The sequence below is a fragment of the Acidobacteriota bacterium genome (genome assembly GCA_009838525.1).
Lineage (GTDB): Bacteria > Acidobacteriota > Vicinamibacteria > Vicinamibacterales > UBA8438 > VXRJ01.
In genome coordinates this window covers 36,446-55,830 of sequence record VXRJ01000035.1, presented here as the reverse complement: position 1 = coordinate 55,830, position 19,385 = coordinate 36,446, and the positions used below count along the sequence as shown (strand labels likewise).

The 19,385-nt window shown below is 66.1% G+C and carries 20 protein-coding genes and 1 tRNA gene; 15 read left to right on the top strand and 6 right to left on the bottom strand.

Annotated elements, in window-relative coordinates; genetic code table 11:
- Positions 1 to 1,116, top strand: coding sequence for a hypothetical protein (locus F4Y45_15660; GenBank protein MXY25940.1), 1,116 nt, complete (start codon positions 1 to 3; stop codon positions 1,114 to 1,116).
- Between the two features lie 50 nt (positions 1,117 to 1,166).
- On the opposite strand, the gene F4Y45_15655 is transcribed toward F4Y45_15660, so the two are convergent.
- Positions 1,167 to 1,853 (bottom strand): methyltransferase domain-containing protein, encoded by a 687-nt coding sequence (locus F4Y45_15655; protein MXY25939.1) that lies wholly within the window; start codon positions 1,851 to 1,853, stop codon positions 1,167 to 1,169.
- On the opposite strand from F4Y45_15655, the gene F4Y45_15650 reads away from it, so the two are divergent.
- The 8 genes from F4Y45_15650 to F4Y45_15615 all read left to right on the top strand — a co-directional run bounded on the left by F4Y45_15650 (position 1,704) and on the right by F4Y45_15615 (position 10,086).
- Positions 1,704 to 3,206 carry a sensor histidine kinase gene (locus F4Y45_15650; protein MXY25938.1) on the top strand — a complete coding sequence of 501 codons (1,503 nt, stop codon included), beginning with the start codon at positions 1,704 to 1,706 and terminating at the stop codon, positions 3,204 to 3,206. The two genes, F4Y45_15655 and F4Y45_15650, sit on opposite strands and share 150 nt — an antisense overlap.
- Before the next feature lie 102 nt (positions 3,207 to 3,308).
- Complete coding sequence (locus tag F4Y45_15645) at positions 3,309 to 4,112, top strand: response regulator transcription factor (GenBank protein MXY25937.1); 804 nt, start codon at positions 3,309 to 3,311, stop codon at positions 4,110 to 4,112.
- Positions 4,007 to 4,753, top strand: coding sequence for a signal peptidase I (gene lepB, locus F4Y45_15640; protein MXY25936.1), 747 nt, complete (start codon positions 4,007 to 4,009; stop codon positions 4,751 to 4,753). The genes F4Y45_15645 and lepB overlap by 106 nt, the downstream gene beginning before the upstream one ends.
- A gap of 32 nt (positions 4,754 to 4,785) precedes the next feature.
- Positions 4,786 to 5,442, top strand: a complete 657-nt coding sequence (locus F4Y45_15635; protein MXY25935.1) for a redox-sensing transcriptional repressor Rex — start codon at positions 4,786 to 4,788, stop codon at positions 5,440 to 5,442.
- Positions 5,442 to 5,939 (top strand): cyclic pyranopterin monophosphate synthase MoaC, encoded by a 498-nt coding sequence (gene moaC, locus F4Y45_15630; GenBank protein ID MXY25934.1) that lies wholly within the window; start codon positions 5,442 to 5,444, stop codon positions 5,937 to 5,939. Before F4Y45_15635 ends, moaC begins: the two co-directional genes overlap by 1 nt.
- Before the next feature lie 20 nt (positions 5,940 to 5,959).
- Positions 5,960 to 7,774 (top strand): long-chain fatty acid--CoA ligase, encoded by a 1,815-nt coding sequence (locus F4Y45_15625; GenBank protein MXY25933.1) that lies wholly within the window; start codon positions 5,960 to 5,962, stop codon positions 7,772 to 7,774.
- Positions 7,775 to 7,878: 104 nt separating this feature from the next.
- Positions 7,879 to 9,003, top strand: a complete 1,125-nt coding sequence (locus tag F4Y45_15620; GenBank protein MXY25932.1) for a hypothetical protein — start codon at positions 7,879 to 7,881, stop codon at positions 9,001 to 9,003.
- 9 nt (positions 9,004 to 9,012) lie between these two features.
- Positions 9,013 to 10,086 carry a glycosyltransferase family 4 protein gene (locus tag F4Y45_15615; protein MXY25931.1) on the top strand — a complete coding sequence of 358 codons (1,074 nt, stop codon included), beginning with the start codon at positions 9,013 to 9,015 and terminating at the stop codon, positions 10,084 to 10,086.
- Positions 10,087 to 10,109: 23 nt separating this feature from the next.
- On the opposite strand, the gene F4Y45_15610 is transcribed toward F4Y45_15615, so the two are convergent.
- Positions 10,110 to 11,150: a 1-acyl-sn-glycerol-3-phosphate acyltransferase gene (locus tag F4Y45_15610; GenBank protein MXY25930.1), complete on the bottom strand. Its 1,041-nt coding sequence runs from the start codon at positions 11,148 to 11,150 to the stop codon at positions 10,110 to 10,112.
- Complete coding sequence (locus tag F4Y45_15605) at positions 10,903 to 11,610, bottom strand: hypothetical protein (protein MXY25929.1); 708 nt, start codon at positions 11,608 to 11,610, stop codon at positions 10,903 to 10,905. Before F4Y45_15605 ends, F4Y45_15610 begins: the two co-directional genes overlap by 248 nt.
- Positions 11,611 to 11,813: 203 nt before the next feature.
- On the opposite strand from F4Y45_15605, the gene F4Y45_15600 reads away from it, so the two are divergent.
- From F4Y45_15600 to F4Y45_15590, 3 genes are all read left to right on the top strand, one after another.
- The gene (locus tag F4Y45_15600; protein ID MXY25928.1) at positions 11,814 to 12,401 is read left to right on the top strand and encodes a methyltransferase domain-containing protein; all 588 of its coding nucleotides are present in this window, start codon (positions 11,814 to 11,816) and stop codon (positions 12,399 to 12,401) included.
- A 99-nt stretch (positions 12,402 to 12,500) separates the two neighbouring features.
- Positions 12,501 to 12,588: transfer RNA gene (locus F4Y45_15595), tRNA-Leu, on the top strand.
- A gap of 79 nt (positions 12,589 to 12,667) precedes the next feature.
- On the top strand, positions 12,668 to 13,429 hold the full coding sequence (locus tag F4Y45_15590) for a hypothetical protein (GenBank protein MXY25927.1): 762 nt from the start codon (positions 12,668 to 12,670) through the stop codon (positions 13,427 to 13,429).
- A gap of 29 nt (positions 13,430 to 13,458) precedes the next feature.
- Here the strand turns inward: F4Y45_15590 and F4Y45_15585 are convergent, their stop codons facing one another.
- The 3 genes from F4Y45_15585 to F4Y45_15575 all read right to left on the bottom strand — a co-directional run bounded on the left by F4Y45_15585 (position 13,459) and on the right by F4Y45_15575 (position 16,264).
- A complete protein-coding gene (locus tag F4Y45_15585; protein MXY25926.1) occupies positions 13,459 to 13,755 on the bottom strand; it encodes a hypothetical protein in 297 nt (98 codons plus the stop codon).
- A gap of 131 nt (positions 13,756 to 13,886) precedes the next feature.
- Positions 13,887 to 14,921, bottom strand: a complete 1,035-nt coding sequence (locus F4Y45_15580) for an HlyC/CorC family transporter (protein MXY25925.1) — start codon at positions 14,919 to 14,921, stop codon at positions 13,887 to 13,889.
- Positions 14,922 to 15,010: 89 nt separating this feature from the next.
- A complete protein-coding gene (locus F4Y45_15575) occupies positions 15,011 to 16,264 on the bottom strand; it encodes a PQQ-binding-like beta-propeller repeat protein (protein ID MXY25924.1) in 1,254 nt (417 codons plus the stop codon).
- A gap of 17 nt (positions 16,265 to 16,281) precedes the next feature.
- Between F4Y45_15575 and F4Y45_15570 the strand changes: the two genes are divergently transcribed.
- From F4Y45_15570 to F4Y45_15560, 3 genes are all read left to right on the top strand, one after another.
- Complete coding sequence (locus F4Y45_15570) at positions 16,282 to 16,842, top strand: PaaI family thioesterase (protein MXY25923.1); 561 nt, start codon at positions 16,282 to 16,284, stop codon at positions 16,840 to 16,842.
- Between the two features lie 2 nt (positions 16,843 to 16,844).
- Positions 16,845 to 18,167: a PQQ-binding-like beta-propeller repeat protein gene (locus F4Y45_15565; protein ID MXY25922.1), complete on the top strand. Its 1,323-nt coding sequence runs from the start codon at positions 16,845 to 16,847 to the stop codon at positions 18,165 to 18,167.
- Positions 18,168 to 18,232: 65 nt separating this feature from the next.
- Complete coding sequence (locus tag F4Y45_15560) at positions 18,233 to 19,372, top strand: hypothetical protein (GenBank protein MXY25921.1); 1,140 nt, start codon at positions 18,233 to 18,235, stop codon at positions 19,370 to 19,372.
- Positions 19,373 to 19,385 lie beyond the last annotated feature (13 nt).

Below are 19,385 nucleotides of genomic sequence, written 5' to 3'. Positions count from 1 at the left end.
ATGCCAGCCGTCGCTTTCTACATCTCGGGCCACGGCTTCGGCCACGCCTCCCGGCAGACAGAGATCATCCGGGCTCTCCGTCGCCGGCGACCCGACGTGCAGGTGGCGATCCGGACCCCGGCGCCCCGCTGGATGTTCGACCGGTCGCTTGGCGAGCGCTGTGATTTCGAGGCGATCCAGACCGACACCGGCATGGTGCAGCGGGACAGCCTCACGATCGACGTGGCGGCATCGATCGTTCGGGCCCGCGATTTCCACCGTTCGCTAGACGCACGCGCGGAGGCGGAGGCGGCGCGCCTGACGGTCGAACCGGTCGATCTGGTGGTGGGCGACATCCCTCCCCTCGCCTCCGCCGCCGCGGCGCGGGCCGGCGTGCCGGCGGTCGTCGTGGGTAACTTCACCTGGGACTGGATCTACGCCGGGTATGAGGAAACCACCGAGCTGGCGCCGGCGCTCGTCGACACGATACGGGAGGCCTACGCCTCCGCGGATCAGGCGTGGCGCCTGCCGTTGCATGGCGGTTTCGAGACCTTCGACGGCGACCGGCTCGTTGACATCCCGCTCGTTGCGCGCCGTTCGGAGCGTTCGCCGGCTGACGTGCGCCGCCAACTCGGCTTGCCGACCGACCGGATTCTCGTACTCTGTGCGTTCGGCCGATACGGCGTCGGTCCCATCGACTGGGTGCGGCTGAGCGAGTTGCGGGACTGCCACACGGTAGCGACGACGGGCGGCCCGGCCCCGATGGCGGAGGAGGCGCCGAGCTGCGCCGTTACTACCCTCGACGAAGCATGGATGGCGCAGCAGGCCATCGCCTACGAGGATCTGGTGGCGGCGGTGGACGTAGTGGCAACCAAGCCGGGCTATGGGATCGTGTCGGAGTGCGCGGCCAACGGGACGGCAATGATCTACACGGAGCGGGGGCGCTTCCCCGAGTACGACGTCCTTGTCGCCGGAATGGAAGGCTTGCTCCGCACCGCGTTCATCGAGCGCGACGATCTCTTCGCGGGACGGTGGCAGGCATCGATCGAGCGCGCGCTGGCGCAGCCCCTACCAGGAACGCCTCCCCTCGACGGCGCCGAAGTAGCGGCCAGGATGATCGACGCCCGGCTGCCCTAGCAGCTCGTGGTGAAACCCCGCGTCACACCGAGAGCGGCGAGGCGCGATGGTCAGTCCTTGCTACAGGTCACCAGCGACCAGATGCGCGGAATATTGACCTTCTCGATCGAAACCGGGTTGAGGTCCGCCTGGGCGAGAAACGCCGGCAGGTCAAGGTCCGCCTTGAAGCCGATGTGGACGGTGAGCGGCGAGAGCCACCGCTCCGCGCGCGCCAGCAGACGGTTCGGGCTCCGGAAATGGTTCAGGAAAACGAATCTTCCGCCGGGCCGGCAGACGCGACGCATCTCGCGGGCCACCGCCACCGGATCGGAGCAGACACTGATTACGTAAGGCGCATATACCAGGTCGAACGAGTCGTCGGGAAACTCCAGCGCCGAGGCGTCCATCTGCTGCAGGCGGACATTGTCGACGCTGCGCGAGGCAAGCCGGCGCCGCGCCTTTTCCAGCATCCTGTTCGAGAGGTCGATGCCGGTCACGTTGACATAGCGCGGGTAGAGGGTGGCGTTGATGCCCGACCCGACCCCAACCTCCAGAACCCGGTCGCCCGGTTGCAGATCAAGTTTCCGGATGGCCTGCAGGCGGCCCGGATGGAGGGAGGGGCCAAACAGCCAGTCGTCCAGCTTCCAGCCGAGGCGGTCGTAGACATCCTCCACGAACGTGCTCTGCACGTCCGTCACGGAGAGAGCCCGTGTGGCAGGGTCCTTCCCGCCATCACCGCCGAAAAGGCTCACGGGCATTCGCGGACTATACCACGGGGTATTATCGTCCGCATGCCGCCCGAAGCACGGTTCCTTTCGGGCACCCAACTGCTGCTGACCACCCTCGTGGTGAAACTGGCGGTCGTGGCAACGCTAGCCACGATGCTTGTCCGGTTCCGGCAGTTTCGCCGGATCCTGCTGACCGAGCAGCGAGCCTGGCGCGAGAGGCTGGTCTTCGCATTCAGCTTCGGCCTGCCCCTCGCCGCCGGCGTTGGCGCCCGTCTCCTGCTTGGCTACGACGCGGCCGACTTCTCACTCGCCGGGCCGTATCTCGCGGGCCTGATCGCCGGGCCCTACGCCGGCGCAATCGTCGGTGTGCTGGTGGGCGCCCCAGCCCTGTCGGGCGGTGAGATCGGAACGCTGCCGTTCGCAGTCGGATGCGGCTTCGCGGGAGGCGGCCTGCGCGAACTCTGTCCAAAAGAAGAGATTTGGCGTCTTTCCCCGCTGTTCTTCGCCGACCTTCCAAAACACACGTGGCACGCGGTAAGCCGTTTCCGGATCGACTGGCACGTCCTGTTGGCGGCCGCGCCGGTCGGCCTCGAGGCAATCCGTCAGGCAATCGGTTTTCGGTTCGGGCCGGTCGGTATCTTCTTCCACCGGCCCGACACGATCTGGATTGCCGCTCTGGTCGTCCTGTCGACCGTGCTGAGCGTCGCGATCCCAATAAAGATCTGGAACAGCGCACGGATCGAGCACCGGCTGCAGGAGCAGGAAAAACTGCTGATGGCGGAGCGGGTCGAAACCCTGACGCGTCAGATCAATCCACATTTCCTGTTCAATACCCTCACCTCGATCTCCTCGCTGATCCGGTCGCAGCCCGAAACCGCGCGGATGCTCATCCTCAAGTTGTCCGCCATGCTCCGCCGGTTGCTGCGAACCGGCGAACACTACGTCACGCTCCGGGAAGAACTCGCCTCCGTCGACGAGTACCTCGACATCGAGGCGGTCCGTTTCGGACCGACCCTCGCCATCGAGAAAGTGATCGGCCCCGATACCCTGGACATCGTGGTGCCGGCCATGGTGCTGCAGCCCCTCGTCGAGAACGCCATCAAGCACGGTATCGAAAGAAAGGTCGGGGGCGGCCGGATTGCCATTCGAAGCATGAGAAGGAATGGCCATGTGATTCTCGAGGTAGTGGACAACGGCGCCGGAATGGTCAATACGGAGGTACTGGGGCGCAGCGACGGGATCGGCCTTCGCAATGTTGATGAGCGGCTCAGGACCATTTACGGCGAGAATTACCATCTGCAATTGGAGAGCACCCCTGGGGAAGGAACTTGCGCGCGCATGGAGATTCCGGAACTGGAGGTTCCGAGGGAGGTGACGGCCTGAAACGGACTCCTGAAAGCAGCCTTCGCCGCTCTCGGTGTTACGCAGGGGCTAACCACGGCCTCCCGGAGTCGGAACCGGCTAAGATAGACGGAACGTTTACCAATGAGCATTCGCGCGCTGGTCGTGGACGACGAAGAGCCGGCCCGGAACGAACTCTGCTTCCAGCTCAAGCAACTCGAGGACGTCGAGGTAGCGGGTCAGGCAGGTGACGGGCCCCAGGCCCTGGAGTTGATCGATGCGCTCCACCCCGACCTGGTGCTGCTCGACGTGCAGATGCCAGGTCGCTCCGGCTTCGAGGTGGCGCGCGAACTGGTCGAGCGCCCGGAAGCGCCGTCCGTCGTATTCGTAACCGCCTATGACCAGCATGCCATCGAGGCATTCGAGGTGAACGCCGTCGATTACCTCCTGAAGCCCGTCGCGCCGGCGCGACTCGCCCAGACCATCGCGCGCGTTCGCGACCTGGTCGAGACGCAGCACCGCACCGGAAACGACGAGGCGGGCGACGCCTATCCCCTGGAGGCAGCGACGCTGGAGAGGATCGCCCATCTGGTAGCGGACCGCCGGTCCCATCGCGAACCGATTGCCATCCGTGTCAGTGATCGATTCGTGCTGATGCAACCCGAGGACATTGTCTTCGCCTCGTTGACAGGCGACGTTGTGAAAGTAAGCACCGGCCGTCTGCAGGGAGCGGCCAGTTGCCGGACCCTGGATGAACTCCATTCGCGCCTCGACCCGGAGATGTTCTGGCGGGTACATCGAGCGCACGTGGTGAACATCCACAAGATCAAGGAGATCGTGCCGTGGTTCAGCCGTACGTACATTCTCAAGATGAAGGACTCGGAGCAGACGGAGATCCCGGTAAGCCGGGCGCAGACGAAACGGCTGCGACAGTATCTCAGCCTATAACGCCGGGCGACTCGCTCGAAGAGATATTCCGGTCGGAACGTCCTGCTGCCGAACCCTCACCGGGACCCTCGCGGAGGGCGCAGTTCCTTCGTCGCGCGGGCGTCGAGCTGGCCGCCTGGTTCAAGACGCTCGCATCCGCCGCGGTCTACGCCACGCTCATCGTCACGTTCGGCTTCCAGGTAGCGCGGGTCGAGGGAAAGAGCATGGAGCCTACCCTCCAGGATCAGGACCGGCTCATCGTCAACAAGGCGGTGTATCACTTCAGCGACTGGACTGTCGTCGGTTCGCTCATAGGCGCCCGCGACCCGGAGCCGGGCGACATCGTCATGCTCAAGTACCGGCACGAGCCGGAGAAGAACTTCGTCAAGCGCATCGTCGCGGGACCTGGCGATACGGTCCGAATCGATGGCGGTCAGGTGTACGTCAACGAAGTGCTCCAGCCGGACGCCGAAATCCCGCCATCGTTCCGAAGCCACGAGGATCGTGGGCCGGAGGTGGTCCAGGAGGCGTTCTACTACGTCATGGGCGACCACCGGAACAACAGCTCCGACAGCCGGCACTGGGGCCAGGTGCCGAAGGACTACATCATCGGCAAGGTCCAGCTTCGCTGGTGGCCCTTGGACGATATGACGCTCTTCTGAGCCGAGGAACTCGTGGTGAATCCTGCCGCCCCATGCGCGAAGACATCTCGGAGTTGACGACCAATCGGCTGTCACTCTATCTGCGATTCCTGAACGAGTTGGACGCCCAGGGCGTCAAGACGGTGTCGTCGAAGGGACTGGCCGAGCAATTCGGATTCAACGCGGCGCTGATCCGCAAGGACCTGGCCCATTTCGGCGATCTGGGGGTCCGGGGGGTCGGCTATATCGTCAAGGATGTGCGGCAGCAGTTGCACACGATCCTCGGCCTTGATCGAAAACTGGCGGTGGCGATCATGGGAGCGGGAAACCTGGGCCTTGCGCTGGCTGACTATCCCGGCTTCCGGCGCGAGGGATTCCGGATTGTCGCGCTATTCGACACCCTGCGGGAAAAGGTGGGCCGCACGTCGCGAAGCGGTGTCCCAATCCATGACATCCGAGACCTCGCCGCGGTGGCGAAGCACGAAGCCATCACCATCGCGGTGATTGCGGTTCCCGCGGTCTCCGCCCAACAGGTGGTGAATACGGTGGTGGAAGCGGGAATCCGCGCGGTGCTGAATTTCTCCCCCGGCGCGCTGCGCGTGCCGGAGACCGTGAAGCTCAAGAGCGTCGACCTGACGGTCTCGCTCGAGAGCCTGTCCTTCTTCCTGGCGGGCCTCGACGAGCCGTCCCCCGCGGAGGCGGTCGGGTGATGGCTGATCCGGCTGGACGGGGGCGGACGCCGGGGCTCAGTCACGTCGACGAGCGGGGACGCGTCCAGATGGTCGACGTGGGCGACAAACCGGTGACTGACCGCGTCGCGGTGGCCCGCGGGCATGTCGCGATCGGCCCGGATGCGCTCGCGGCGATTCGCGAAGGAAGGGTCGCCAAGGGAGACCCGCTCAATGCGGCGCGCCTCGCGGGGATTATGGCCGCGAAGAAGACGGCGGACCTTATCCCGCTCTGCCACCCGTTGCCGCTCGCGCAGGTGAAAGTGGCGCTGATCGAGGAATCGGACGGCTACGGAATCGAGGCGACCGTCCGGACGACGGCGCAGACCGGCGTCGAGATGGAGGCGCTGACCGCCGTCTCGGCCGCCGCGCTCACCCTTTACGACATGTTGAAGGCGGTCGACAAGCGGATGGTGATCGGCAACGTCCGCCTCGTCAGGAAAAGCGGGGGACGCTCCGGGGACTTTGAGGCGCCCTAGCGGCGCGGGGAGTAAGAACCATGGATGATGCAATCCGCACGATTGCCGAGTTGCCCTTCTATGTTCACGGACGCCATCCGAAGGATGCCCTGATCGGCCAGTGCCGGGGCGACTCGACAAGAATGTTCTCGACGCAGGAGTTCTTCGACCAGGTACGGGATCAGAGCCTCGGCCTGAGCACGCTCGGGGTAGAGGCCGGCGACCGGGTCGCGATCCTGTCCGACAGCCGGCCCGAGTGGATGATCGCCGACCTCGCCATCCTGACGGCGGGAGGCGTCACCGTACCGATCTATCCGACCCTGCCCCCTTCCCAGGTCCGCTACATCCTGGCCGATTCGAACGCGTCGGTCATCGTGGCGGCGAACGAAGAACAGGCGGCGAAGGTACGCGCCGTTTGGGACGATCTTCCCAGTCTGCGCACGCTCGTCGTAATGGACCCGCCAGCCGGAGAGACAAGCGGCGACGGCGGGACCGGGCGGGTGACACTGAGCCTGGAGGAACTGGCGGTGCGGGGCCACCAGTACCTGATAACCGGCGACGGCGTCGGACTCCGCTACAAGGAAACGGCGCTCGCCATCGAGCCGGATCAGTTGGCAACCATCATCTACACGTCAGGAACCACCGGCGAACCGAAGGGGGTCATGCTCACGCATCGGAACGTCGCGAGCAACATGGTTGATTCGGCTGGCGTCGTCGTCCTGAACGAAGAGGACATTACCCTCTCCTTTCTCCCGCTGAGCCACGCGTTCGAACGGCTCGTCAACTACCTCAACCTCTGGAGGGGAGTGACGGTTACGTTTGCCGAGTCGCTCGACACCATCGCTCCGAACATGCAGTTGGTCCGGCCGACTGTGATGACCGGCGTGCCGCGGGTCTACGAGAAGCTGCACGCGCGGATCTTCGAAGCGGTCGAGAGCGCGCCCGCGATCCGGAAGAAGCTGTTCCACTGGGCGGTCGGCGTCGGCACGGCGCGAGCCCGCGCGCAACTGGCCGGGCAGTCGGTCCCGCTTGGCGCCGCGCTCCAGTACCCGCTCGCCGATCGGTTGGTCCTGTCGAAGATCCGGGCGCGACTCGGCGGCCGGATCCGGATCCTGGTGTCCGGCGCCGCGCCCCTGACGGTGCCGGTGGCGGAGTTCCTCTTCGCCATCGGCGCCCCGGTGCTCGAGGGCTACGGGCTGACCGAGACGTCGCCTACGGTCAGCGTCAACCCGCTCGAGAAACCCAAGCTCGGCACGGTCGGTCCCGCCATCCCCAACGTGGAGATTCGGATTGCCGAGGACGGCGAAATCCTGGTGCGGGGCCCGAACGTGATGCAGGGCTATTACCACAAGCAGGAGGCGACGGACGAAGTTATACGCGAGGGCTGGTTCCACACGGGCGACCTCGGCAGCCTGGACGGTGACGGGTACCTCACCATCACCGGCCGCAAGAAGGAGTTGATAGTCACCGCGGGAGGCAAGAACATCTCGCCCGCGCCGATCGAGGCAACCCTGAAGCGTTCGCCGCTCGTCGCGGAGGCAGTGTTGATTGGCGACCGCCGGCCGTACTGCACCGCGCTGCTGATTCCCGACTTTCCCGCTCTCGCCGCTCGGACGCCGGGGGACGACGCGTCACGCGAGGCGCTCGTGGAACGGCCGGACGTGGTGCGGCTGTTCGACGCTATCGTGGAAGATGCCAACGCGGAGTTGGCGCCACACGAACAGGTGAAGCGCTTCGCCCTCCTTCCGGCCGAGTTCGCCATTGCGACGGGCGAGTTGACACCGACCATGAAGGTGAAGCGGAACGTCGTCTGCGACCGGTGGGCGGACACCATCGAACGCCTGTACGCCGGCTAGCAGCCCGTGGGTGAAAACCCCGCGTGACACCGAGAGCCGCGAGGCAGCCGGCTGACAAGGCGCGACGCGGGAGCATAGCGGCGGGAACGGTATACGATGCAGCAATGAAGGGTCTGAGGATCGGCCTGGCGATCGTCGCGCTTCTGGCAGCGCCGCCCGTCGCGGCCCAGACCTCCCGCCGGGCGGCGACGCTCGACGCCATAAACCAGCATCCTTTCTTCTTCCACGGCCAGGAAGTCGTGCTCGTCGCCGAAGCGGTGGCCGACCAGGTGCTCACCTGGCTGGTAAGCGAGGACGACAGCGTGCGCATCCTCGCGCTTGACGTGCCGCCACCGCCGGCCGGCGTGCGCGAGCCGCTCGAAGTGGTCGGCACGTTTTTCGATGTCGGACGTCTGGACGAGACGGATCAGCGGCTCGCGGGATTGCCGATCCGCCGTATCTCGGACGAACTGCTCCAACGGCCCTGGCCAACGAGAGGGGAATTGCCGATCCTGATCGCCACCGAGTCGCGACCCGCGGAGGCAGCGACGGCGACGACGCTTCGAAGCATCGTGCTCGACCCGGTCCGCTACGAAAACGACGGTGTGACGGTCATCGGCCGGTTCCGCGGACGCAATCTCTACGGCGACATGCCGGAAGCGCCCGACGAGAGCCGCTGGGACTTCGTGCTGCGCTCCGCCGACGCCGCTATCTGGGTCGTCGGCATGGAACCGAAGGGGGACGATTTCGAACTGGACATCCTGGCGCGTCGGGACACCGGGCGGTGGCTCGAAGTGACCGGATCGGTCCGGATCGAGGACGGCATGGTCCTGGTCGACGCCGGCAGGCTGACCTTGGCGGAGCCGGGCGCGGACCGGCCCGCCGATACGACGACGACGGCCAGCGCCGCAACGCGGCTGCCGCCACCGGAAGTCATCTTCACCGCACCCCTGGCGAACGATATCGACGTGCCGCCGGACGGTAACGTTCGCGTGCAGTTCTCGCGCGACATGGACGCCGAGTCGTTCGAAGGGAAGGTCCGCGCACGCTACGGACAGGGCGCCGCCACCGAAGGGGCCGAGATTCCCGTGACGATTGGCTATCGCGGACGGAACCGCGTACTCGAGGTCCGCTTCGAACAGGAACTCGAGCGCTTCCAGAGCGTGACGGTCGAATTGCTCGACGGCATCAGCGCCAACGACGGCACACCCCTCCCGCCCTGGACCATCACCTTCTTCGTCGGCGGCTAGCAGCCCGTCGTGCGGATTCTCCACGTCGCGGATCGCCTCAGCGATCGAGGGGGCGCCGACTGGGCTCTGCTCGGGCTCCTGGACGCCTTGTCGGGCGGCCACGAGCAGCACCTGGCGGTCGGCCGCGACGATGGCGCCATTCGCCCGTCCTGCCCGGTCACCGTCGTGCCGCGCGTGGATGCCAGGACGCACGCCGACGCGGATCTCGATCCCCTGATGGCCCGATTGCGCCCGGACATGGTGCACGTGCACAACGTGGTCAATCCGGCGGTGTTGGAGTGGGCGGTCGGCGTGGATGCCGTGATGACGGTCCAGGACCACCGCTTCTTCTGTCCGGGCCGGGGCAAGTGGACGGCGGACGGCCGGGTCTGCGGCGACGCAATGGGACGTGACGTATGCGCCGGGTGCTTCAACGACCCCGGCTACTTCGAGGGCACCATCGAGCTCACCGCGCAACGACTGGAATCGGTGCGGCGCCTGCGGCTGACCGTGCTGTCTTCCTACATGAAGCGCGAGTTGATGCAGGTGGGGATCCCGGCAGACCGAATCGCGGTCGTGCCCCCGTTCCCCTACGGCCTCGACCCCGACGCGGCAGCCGACGGTCCACCCTGCGTCCTCTTCGCGGGACGGGTGGTCGAAGCCAAAGGCATCCGCGAGGCGATCGACGCCTGGCGCCGCTCGGGCTCCGGCCTGTCGTTCGTCGTGGCAGGCACCGGCCCGTTGCGCCGCGAGATCGAAGCTGAGGGCGTCGACGTGCTGGGCTGGCTCGACCGCGGGCGTCTCTCCGCGGCCTACCGGCGCGCCGCCGTACTCATTATGCCCTCGCGCTGGCAGGAGCCGTTCGGCATGGCCGGGATCGAGGCCCTGACGCTGGGCACGCCGGTAGCCGCCTGGGACAGCGGCGGCGTGCGGGAGTGGCACCCTGGAGGCGAACTGCTCGTGCCCTGGGGCGATGTCGATGGGCTGGCCGAAGCCCTTCGCATCGGGTCCGGTCGTAGAGTCGATCCCCCGCGCGGGTTCGAAGGCAGTGTACTCGTTCGAAGGCTGGAAGCCCTGTACCGGCAACGCGCTCCACGGCCCTGACGACGCGTGCTGAACCTCGCGTCCTAGCGCAGGGTCTTCAGCATCGTCTCGATGGACTCACGCGTCTGTCTGATGAGCGCGCGGCGGGCCGCGGGTCCCTCGCCGTCCGTCCCGACCGGCCGCCCTATCTTCACTCGAATGGTGACGGGGCGAATCAGGGGACTCCCCTTTCGCATCGCGCGGGCGGCGCCAGTGATGGCGATCGGAACAACCGGCGCGCCCCCCTTCATCGCCATCACGAACCCGCCCGGCTTGAAGGGCAGCAACTCCCCCGTCCGGCTTCGCGTTCCCTCCGGGAAGATCATGAACGAGTCACCTGACGTGAGCGCCGCCGTGGCGCGCTCGATCGCGCGCCCGCTCTGCCCCACGTCGCTGCGCTGAATCGGGACGAATCCGGCGACATCGAACCCGGTTCGAAGCAGCGGGATGGCGCGCCGCAGTTCCGCCTTGTAGAGGATCTTCAGCCTCGGGTGCACGGCGGCAAGCGCCAGATAAATGACCGGCGGCTCCAGGTTGCTGCTGTGATTGGCGCAGTACACCGTGCCGCGTTCCGGCCGAACGTGTTCGGCGCCCTCCACCTCGACCCGTAAGCCGGCGGCGGCCAAGCCAAGCCGCACGCCACCCCGGCCGAGAATGTAGAGGACGTTCGTCCAGCGGAAGAGCAGCGCCAGAACGACGCCTACCGGAGCGAACACGAAGACCCAGAGACTGACGCCTGCGAACGCGGCAAGTGAGCGAGCCGTCGCGACCGCTGTCCGAAAGGACTCCGCCACCGGCGCGAAACCGTCGCCAAGCGCAGAATGTGGGCGCCCGGCCTTAGGATGCGCGAACCGCCCGCCCGGGTGGATCCTTTGCCGCGGCGGGCGTCCCCACGTTCTTGGATGTCGACGGAGCGGCGGCGTCACCCGAGAAGGTCGCCTTGGCCGGCTTCTTCTTGACGACCGTCTCCGCCGGCGCGATCGCCTGCTCTTCGTGCGCGTCCGCCGCGGCAGTCGCGGTGGCGGCGGGGTCGTCAACAAGGCGCTTCCAGTTGGCGACGCATCGCTCGAGCGCTTTGTTGACACGCTTCTCCATCGCCTCGCCCGGCTCGCTCAGGACCTCCGACAATTCGGTAACAACCAGGAACTTCGCCCGGTCAAGCATCCGCTTCTCGCGGAAGGAAAGGTTCTTCGACTGGCTCAGATGGTTGAGACTCTTCAGAACCTCAACCACGTCGTAGAGCGAACCCGTCCTCATCTTGTTGGAGTTCTCCTTGAAGCGGCCCTTCCAGTTCTGGTGGTTCTCGATGCGGCCGTTGCCCAAAAGCGTAAACAGACGACGCACTTCGTGGTCGCCGATCGCCCGCCGCAGACCGACGTCATCTACGTTGTCTACCGGAACCATCACGGTCGTCTCGCTGGACGTCATCCGGAGGGAGTAGAAACCGCAGGTGGTTCCCATGATCGTTCGGGTCTCAATCCGTTCAATCACGCCTATGCCCTGGTTAGGGTAGATGACCTTGTCTCCAACCTTAAATGGCACCAAAGTCCCCCAAGCTCAAGAGTTTACGGCGACTGACGGGCGTTCGATCGGCCAAACAGCCTTCGTATTATAGCCCATCACCGGCCCGGCGCGCCGGATTCGGCCTGCCGGGGCTCTGGAGCGCGAACACGCCCGGCTGGGGAGGGCGGGGCCGCACCATCCCGATTCCCGGTGCGGACCGGCAACGGCTGTTGTAGAGTAGGGCGATGAAGGGACCGCACGTACGGACCGTCACTGTGGCGGCAGTGTTGCTGCTGTCCATTGCGTCGACGTCGCTGCCCCCCGGCGCCGCGGCGCAGACCCAGGGCAACCGGAGTCTTGCACCCTTCGTACCGACGCCGGACGACGTGGTCGACCGTATGTTGGCGCTAGCGGAGGTGACTGCGAACGATGTGGTGTACGACCTGGGCAGCGGCGACGGCCGCATCGTTATCGCTGCCGCTCAGCAGTTCGGCGCCCGCGGTGTCGGCATCGACATCGACCCGCAGCGGATCGCGGAATCGAACGCGAACGCCGAGCGGGCCGGCGTCCAGCACCTGGTCGAGTTCATCGAGATGGACGTCATGGAAGCGGATGTTTCCGAGGCAACGGTCGTTACCTTGTATCTGCTCTCCTCGTCGAACGCGAAACTGCGTCCGGTCCTTACGCGCCAGCTTCCGGCCGGCGCCCGGATCGTCTCGCACGCCTTCAGCATGGGCGACTGGGAAGCCGACGAAATAGACCGTTTCGAGGACGAGCGCGGCAGTACTCGCACTCTCTATCTCTGGCGCCACGACGGTACAATTCGCCCATAGCGCCCAGGAGCCGGTCGATGCAATCCCTGCTACATTCGAGCGGCGGTTCACGCCGCCTGCGCAGCGTTGCTCCTCGGGCCGCGACCTTGCCCTCACATTGCCGGAGTGGCGAAATGGCAGACGCGCCGGACTCAAAATCCGGTGGGGTTCACTCTCCGTGTGGGTTCGAGTCCCACCTCCGGCACCAGCACTTCGTCAGCGGCTATCCAAGACACCGGATCACCCACCGCTAACGCCTGATCATCGCCGCCGCCCTCGCCGTCGGTTTGGCGCTCGCGCCAGTATGGGCGCAGCAGATCGACAACAGCAACGCTCCAGAGATCCCGTTTGTCTCGGTGCCGGACTACCTGAGGTACTCGCCCGAGGTGAATCTCGGCGAAGTGCTTGCCGTCGCCGAGAACTCAAAAGGGCATTTGCTGGTGCTCAACCACCCGGGTACCGCGAAGAGCGGCCCGCTCTATGGCAACGCGACAACCCAGGTGCTCGAATTCGACGACGACGGGCACTTCGTCCGCGAACTGGGCCAGGGAGTGTACGGGCTCGGCTATTCGCACTCCGCACGGTACGACAAGTACGACAACCTATGGATTGTCGACAAGGGAACCAATGCGGTCACGAAGTTCAATCCCGCCGGGTACGTCACCCTGAATCTGGGTCGGCGGCCGGAAGGATACGAGCCGCACGAACACATTACGCAGCAGGAAGCGCGGCATGTCGACGGCTACTTCAACGGACCGACCGACGTCGGGTGGGATCAGGACGACAACATATTCGTCAGCGACGGCTACGTCAACTCGCGCGTCGCGAAGTTCGACAAGCACGGCAACTGGATCAAGTCCTGGGGCACCTACGGCAGTGATCCCGGTCAGTTCAACCTGCCCCACAACATGGGAGTCGACCGCGAGGGCTACGTGTACGTGGCGGACCGTACTAACCGGCGGATTCAGAAGTTCGACCGGGACGGCAACTTCGAGAAGGTCATTTACCTGAATGTGCCGTACGACAAGACGCGCCAACGTAGAACGTGAGGATTTCCGGGCGCGCCGGCGGCAAGCCGCTAGTCGCCCTGTTCCTTCGCTTTCGCCTCGCGACGGGCCGCCCAGTAACGCTTCATCCGAAGCGAGACTGCGTTGCGTTGCTCGGCTGTCATTGTCGGCCGGCGCCGCCGTGCCGGCGCTTCTGCCGCAGCCTTCGGTTTCGGCCCCGGCTTCCGCCCACGCCGCCGTCCGGCCGGCGCCGCCGTGCCGGCGCCTTTTCCTTCAAGGACGGCGATCGCGCGGTTGACGGCCTCGAGGTCGGCGCTGAGCGAACGTGCCTCTTCCCTCAGCAACTCAAGTGCCTGGTTCTTTGACATTCTCGAACCTCCTCCCGTCGGATTACAACCTATTTGCCGCGGGACCGCTCAAGTTACGGCGGACCTCTCCAGCCACGAGCGCCGAGAGTCTATCGGCTTATGTTACGGCATGCAAGCCGAATTAGATAGGTCTATTCTTCGTTGTCCCCGGGCAGCCTCCGGCGTCTTGCATAGGCACGAAGATCCGCCACCTGATCGAACTCGTCCACGATTTCGCGTCCAATCAATTCTTCGAGCACATCCTCCAGCGTGACGATGCCGGAAAAGGCGCCGAATTCGTCAATTACCGCCAGCATATGCTCTCGCCGCTCGAGAAAGGTCGTGAGCACTTCATCCAGCTTCACCGCCTCGACGGCGACGTTGATGGGTCGCATGAGCGACTTGACCGGGGTTTCGAATTCGTCGCGCGCAACTGCTCTCAGGATGTCGACCTTGTGCACGACGCCGATAAGGTCGTCCGGGTTGCCAGCCGAATGCACCGGGACGCGACTGTGCTTGTCCAGTCCTTCCCTTTCGGCGGCGTCACGCGCGGTGATCTCCGCGGCCAGCGTGAAGACGACGGGACGGGGCGTCATGACGTCTCCCACCGTCCGCTCCTCGAGACGCAGGACATTCCGGATAACGCGCGCTTCGTGAGGCCGAAAGTCACCCGAGCGCAGACCAAGGCCGACCATCGTCAGTAACTCCTCGTCCGAGACCCCTTCTTCCTGCGGCCGGCGGCGAATAAGGCGCGTGGCGAATTGCGTCAGAGCAATCAACGGACCGAACACCGTCACCAGCCAGGCGAGGGGTCGCGCGATGAAAGGCGCGAGTGCGCGGGAATAGACAACGCCCACCGTCTTCGGCAGCACCTCCGAGACGAAGAGAATCGCCAGTGTGAACGCAACGGAAAAGACCCAGATACGGTCCTGCCCAAAGGCGTTCGCCGCCAGCGCCCCGGCCATGGCGCCGCCGCCGGTGTTCGCGATCGTGTTGAGCGAGAGAATCGCCGCGATCGGGCGGTCCACGTGGTGGCGCATCTGCTTCAGGACTCGCCCCGACGGGCGCCGATCCTGTTCGAGCTGCGCAATCCGGCTCGCCGGGACCGAGTAGAGAACCGCCTCGAAGAGCGAACAGGTGGCCGATGCTCCCAGGACCAGTGCGACGACGACCATTAGTTCTGTCATGGGCTTGGTCTGCCCTCCCCTTCCGTGGACGCGCCAGATACCTGGCAGCCCGGTATGCGACGGACTCGCCGCGACGGTCCGGAACGCTCCTATCGCCGCGCCAGTTTGAAGGCGGCGAGGGTGCTGCCGTTCCGGACGTACAAGACACCACCGGCTAGTGCTGGGTAGGCACGTACAACGCCAGGCAGCAATTGGGCACGCGCCAGCGGCGTCAACGCCGCCGGCGACGCTTCGGCCAGAAGCAGCTCGCCAGACTCACGCATCACGATGAGAAGGTCGTCCGCCACAAGCAGGCTGCCAGCACCGAAGCGGTCGGCCTCCCAAGCAATATCACCCGTGTCGAGAGCGACCGCACGCAGACTGGGACCGAACTCCTGCCGTCCGTGATAGCCATAGAGATAGCCGTCACGATGCACGCTGGTCGCATAGTGGTTGGACATGACGTCGTCCGACGTCCAGATCGCCTCGACACCGCCGGCCGTGACCCGGAATAGTCCGGCGCCGGTACCGTACTGCGCCGAGATGAAGAACCGGTCGCCGATGACGAGAGGCGTGGCGGCATTCACGGACGCGCGGATGCGCGCGCGCCAGGTCAACCGGAAACGCTCCGCGCCGGATACGGGGTCAAGGCTGACGACATTGTCGCGCGTCAGGAAGATTGCGTGGCGAACGCCGGCAAGAGTCGCCGCAACCGGCGACGAATAGCTCGCCTCCTCGCCCGGCGCCGTCCAGACGATGTCACCGGTGGCGGCATCGAAGGCGACGATGCCATCCTCGGCTCCACCCACGTTCGCGATTACACGCCCATCCTCGACCAGGGGCGAGCCGGCCGCGCCGAAGAACGCCTTCCGGACACGGAAGCGCGTCATCGCGTCGACGCTCCAGAGCCCGGTTCCGGTCTCCAGATCGATCGCGTGCAACTGACCCTGTGCGCCAAACGTGAAGACACGCCCGCCGGCAACGACGGGCGCCGACCGCGGCCCCTCGTCAAAGCCGAAATCGTCCCGGTAGGTCGTCGCGTAGTCGTAGCGCCAGATGGGCTCCCCGGTAGCCGCGTCGAGCGCCTCGACCACCTCCCGATTGTCGACGCGATGAAACAGCAGCAGGCGACCGCCCGCGACGACCGGCCCCGCGAAACCGGCGCCCACATCGCGCCGCCACAATTCCTCCGGCGCGCCGCCCGGCCAGTCGCGCGCAAGGGGCGGGCCCGCGTAGTGACCGTCACGCGCCGGACCGAGAAAATGGGGCCAGTCCTGCGCCGCTGGGGTCGCCACTGAGGCGGCGCCGAGAGCAATGACGCCGCACAGGATGAGCGCGGGACGCGTCGGACGGAGCGTCGGCATCACGGAACGCCGATTATATCGATCGCGGCGCCTGCGCCCACCACGCCCGCGACCGTATAATCCCGAGGGTGAAGCTTCCCGCCCCCGACGATCGAGCGTATCTCGAGCGACTCCAGGAAAACGCGGAGGAACTTCCCTTCTTCCGTCTGATTGGCCTGCAGGTTATCGACATCCAACCCGGGCGTTCCGTGCTGTCGATCGAGCACCGCGACGACCTGACGCAGCCCGTCGGCATCCTGCACGGGGGCGTCACCGCGACGCTTATCGATACCGGCATCGCCTATGCCTTGCTGGCGCGCGATGAGTGCCGCGAGCTGGTCGGGGCCGGTGGCTCGCTTGTCGCCGTCGACCTCCGCGTCAAGTTCTTCCGCCCCGTGAGCCGCGGCGCCATTACCTGCACGTCGACCGTAACCCGGATGGGCCGCCGCATCCTGCATGGCGAGAGCGTCGTCACCAACGAGGAGGGCAAGGAGGTCGCGAGGGGCGATTCCACCTACACTACCGTGACGCGGAACGAGTACACGAAAGGCGGCAGCGAGTCTCTCGCCACGAGCGCTCTCGCCACCGTCAAGGGGTAAGCATGCCAGACCGTCATCTCGGGTTCATCATCTCAGCCACCGTCCTCGTTGCAGCCTGCGCGCCCGCTGCCATTCCCGAACCGGCGCTGGAAGCAAGCGCTTCGACGACACAACAGGGCGCGGCGCCGGATGCGGTGGCGATGGTCGCCGTAGAGGGCGAGGGAGCGCGCTATTGGCCGCGCTGGCGAGGCCCCTCCGGGCAGGGGATCGTCGCCGGCGCCGGGTACCCCGACCGTTGGAGTGCCACCGACAACGTCGTCTGGCGCACCACGGTGGAGGGACGCGGCAACTCCTCCCCGATCGTCTGGGAAGACCGGATCTTCCTCACAGCCGGGCGCAACCGGGGACGCGAACTCTACATCCTCGCCTACGACCGCACGGACGGATCGCTGCTCTGGGAAACCGACGTGGCGCCGGGCAGTCCCGAACGCGTCCACCAGAAGAACGGACCCGCTTCGGCGACGCCAGCCACCGACGGCGAGCGCGTCTACGTTTCCCTGGGAAGCCGCGGCCTGGTAGCGCTGGACCTTGACGGAAACCGGATCTGGCATACCGAGGTCGGACGAATCGACAACTACCATGGCCCCGCCGGCTCGCCTCTCCTGCATGGCGATCGCGTGTTCATCTACCAGGATCAGCAGCCCGCCGGCTTCGTCGCGGCCTACGACACGGCAACCGGCGAGCAGGTGTGGCGCACCGCACGGGAGGCGACCGTCGGCTGGGGTACGCCGGTCCTGATTCGCGCCGGTGATCGCGAAGAACTGATTGTCAGCAGCTCACGCACTGTCAACTCCTACGACCCGGACACCGGGGCCGAACTGTGGCGCTGCGAAGGAAACAACTTCGAGGTGATTCCAACGCCGGTGGTCGAAGCCGGCCTCGTCTTCTGCACTTCGGGCCGGGCCGGCCCGACGCTCGCCATCCGCCCCGGCGGCAGCGGTAACGTGACCGGCACGCACCTCGCCTGGACGACGGCCCGCGGCTCTCCGTTCGTTCCGTCGCCGCTCGCGTACGACGGCCGCCTGTACACCATCAACGACATGGCGAGCATCGTTACCGCATTCCGCGCCGCCACGGGCGAGGTGCTCTGGCAGGGACGACTCGGCCGCGCCGTCCGTGAAGGGTTCTCGGCCTCCCCCATCTACGTCGACGGCAAGGTCTTCTTCACGAACGACGACGGCATCACCTTCGTGCTCCGCGCCGGCGACGAGTTCGACCTGCTGCATACGAACGACATCGGGGCGCGGACGCTTGCCACACCGGCGCTGGTGGACGGCTACTGGTACATCCGCACCGAGGACGAACTGCTCGCCATCGGCAACTAGATGATGTTCTAATGGCCTGCGTCGAGTGCGCGGGCCACCGGGCGGCCGTTCGAGGAGGTCGGGACATGAAGCGCCAACTGCTCGGTTCCTTCGGTATCGCGCTAACGCAGGCCGCTGTCCTGGTGGTCTTCACCCTCGTCGCGGCTCCCGCGCTGGGCCAGGCGACTGGCACGACCGCATGGGGACATCCGAACCTCGAGGGGATCTGGTTGGACGTCTACGACACCCCCCTCGAGCGGGCGCCCGAGCTGGGCGATCGAGAGTTCGCTACCGCTGAGGAGCGAGCCGCCCGCGATGACGCGCGGAGGTTCGACCCCGGGCGTAACCGCCGCGGTCCGCGCGGGAGCCCGCAGGACGTATCCGGGGCCTACAACGGCGTGTACACCTCGGTGAAGCCGGCCGGGCCGCGCACGTCGCTGGTCGTCGATCCGCCGAACGGACGCATCCCGGCTTTGACCCCGGAGGCGCAGCGGGAAGCCGACATCAAGCGCGAATGGCGGGTGATGCTGATGCGGAACACGCCGACCTGCGAGCAACAGGCGCCCGGCTGCGAGGGCGGAGAATACGGGCCGGTTTCCCCGCGCCGGTTCGACGTCCCGCCCTTCTACAACACGTTACGGATGAACCGCCACGACGGACCCGAAGATCAGAGTCTGGGCGATCGCTGCATGCTGGGCGCCACGCCCGACCTCAACGGGCACCGGCGCATCGTCCAGGGCGAGGACGCCGTCGCGATCGCCTACGACACGGGACAGGGTCAGGGCTACCAGCGCATCGTCAATCTGAGCGGGGCCCACCCACCCAGTGGCGTGCGTCTTCGCCACGGCGACTCGCGGGGGCGCTGGGAGGGCGGCACGCTGGTCATTGAGACCGCCAATTTCTCCCCGAAGTTTCCGTTTCGCGCCTCTTCAGTGAACCGGAGGCTCGTCGAGCGGTACACCGTGGTCGACGCCGACACGCTCACCTACGAGGTGACCATCGAGGATCCGACCGTATGGACGGCGCCGTGGACCGTCCGGCAGGAGCTGAAGCGTCAGAGCGACCAGCAGAATCGGATCTACTACGAGCCGCGGTGCCACGAGGGGAACTACGGGTTGGCCGCGATGTTCATCGGCCACCGGATCCTGGAACAGGAGTTCGCCGCGGGGCGCGCGCCGGATCCGTTCTCGCTGGATACGACCACGGGTGGCGGCGGCGCCCGGTAGGCCGCCCGCCGTG

Bases quoted from the DNA above. Each gene is read 5' to 3' on its own strand.
- F4Y45_15660 (MXY25940.1), top strand. From the start codon at position 1: ATGCCAGCCGTCGCTTTCTACATCTCGGGCCACGGCTTCGGCCACGCC.
- F4Y45_15650 (MXY25938.1), top strand. From the start codon at position 1,704: ATGGAGGGAGGGGCCAAACAGCCAGTCGTCCAGCTTCCAGCCGAGGCG.
- F4Y45_15655 (MXY25939.1), bottom strand. From the start codon at position 1,853: ATGCCCGTGAGCCTTTTCGGCGGTGATGGCGGGAAGGACCCTGCCACA.
- F4Y45_15645 (MXY25937.1), top strand. From the start codon at position 3,309: ATGAGCATTCGCGCGCTGGTCGTGGACGACGAAGAGCCGGCCCGGAAC.
- F4Y45_15635 (MXY25935.1), top strand. From the start codon at position 4,786: ATGCGCGAAGACATCTCGGAGTTGACGACCAATCGGCTGTCACTCTAT.
- moaC (MXY25934.1), top strand. From the start codon at position 5,442: ATGGCTGATCCGGCTGGACGGGGGCGGACGCCGGGGCTCAGTCACGTC.
- F4Y45_15625 (MXY25933.1), top strand. From the start codon at position 5,960: ATGGATGATGCAATCCGCACGATTGCCGAGTTGCCCTTCTATGTTCAC.
- F4Y45_15620 (MXY25932.1), top strand. From the start codon at position 7,879: ATGAAGGGTCTGAGGATCGGCCTGGCGATCGTCGCGCTTCTGGCAGCG.
- F4Y45_15600 (MXY25928.1), top strand. From the start codon at position 11,814: ATGAAGGGACCGCACGTACGGACCGTCACTGTGGCGGCAGTGTTGCTG.
- F4Y45_15585 (MXY25926.1), bottom strand. From the start codon at position 13,755: ATGTCAAAGAACCAGGCACTTGAGTTGCTGAGGGAAGAGGCACGTTCG.
- F4Y45_15580 (MXY25925.1), bottom strand. From the start codon at position 14,921: ATGACAGAACTAATGGTCGTCGTCGCACTGGTCCTGGGAGCATCGGCC.
- F4Y45_15575 (MXY25924.1), bottom strand. From the start codon at position 16,264: ATGCCGACGCTCCGTCCGACGCGTCCCGCGCTCATCCTGTGCGGCGTC.
- F4Y45_15565 (MXY25922.1), top strand. From the start codon at position 16,845: ATGCCAGACCGTCATCTCGGGTTCATCATCTCAGCCACCGTCCTCGTT.
- F4Y45_15560 (MXY25921.1), top strand. From the start codon at position 18,233: ATGAAGCGCCAACTGCTCGGTTCCTTCGGTATCGCGCTAACGCAGGCC.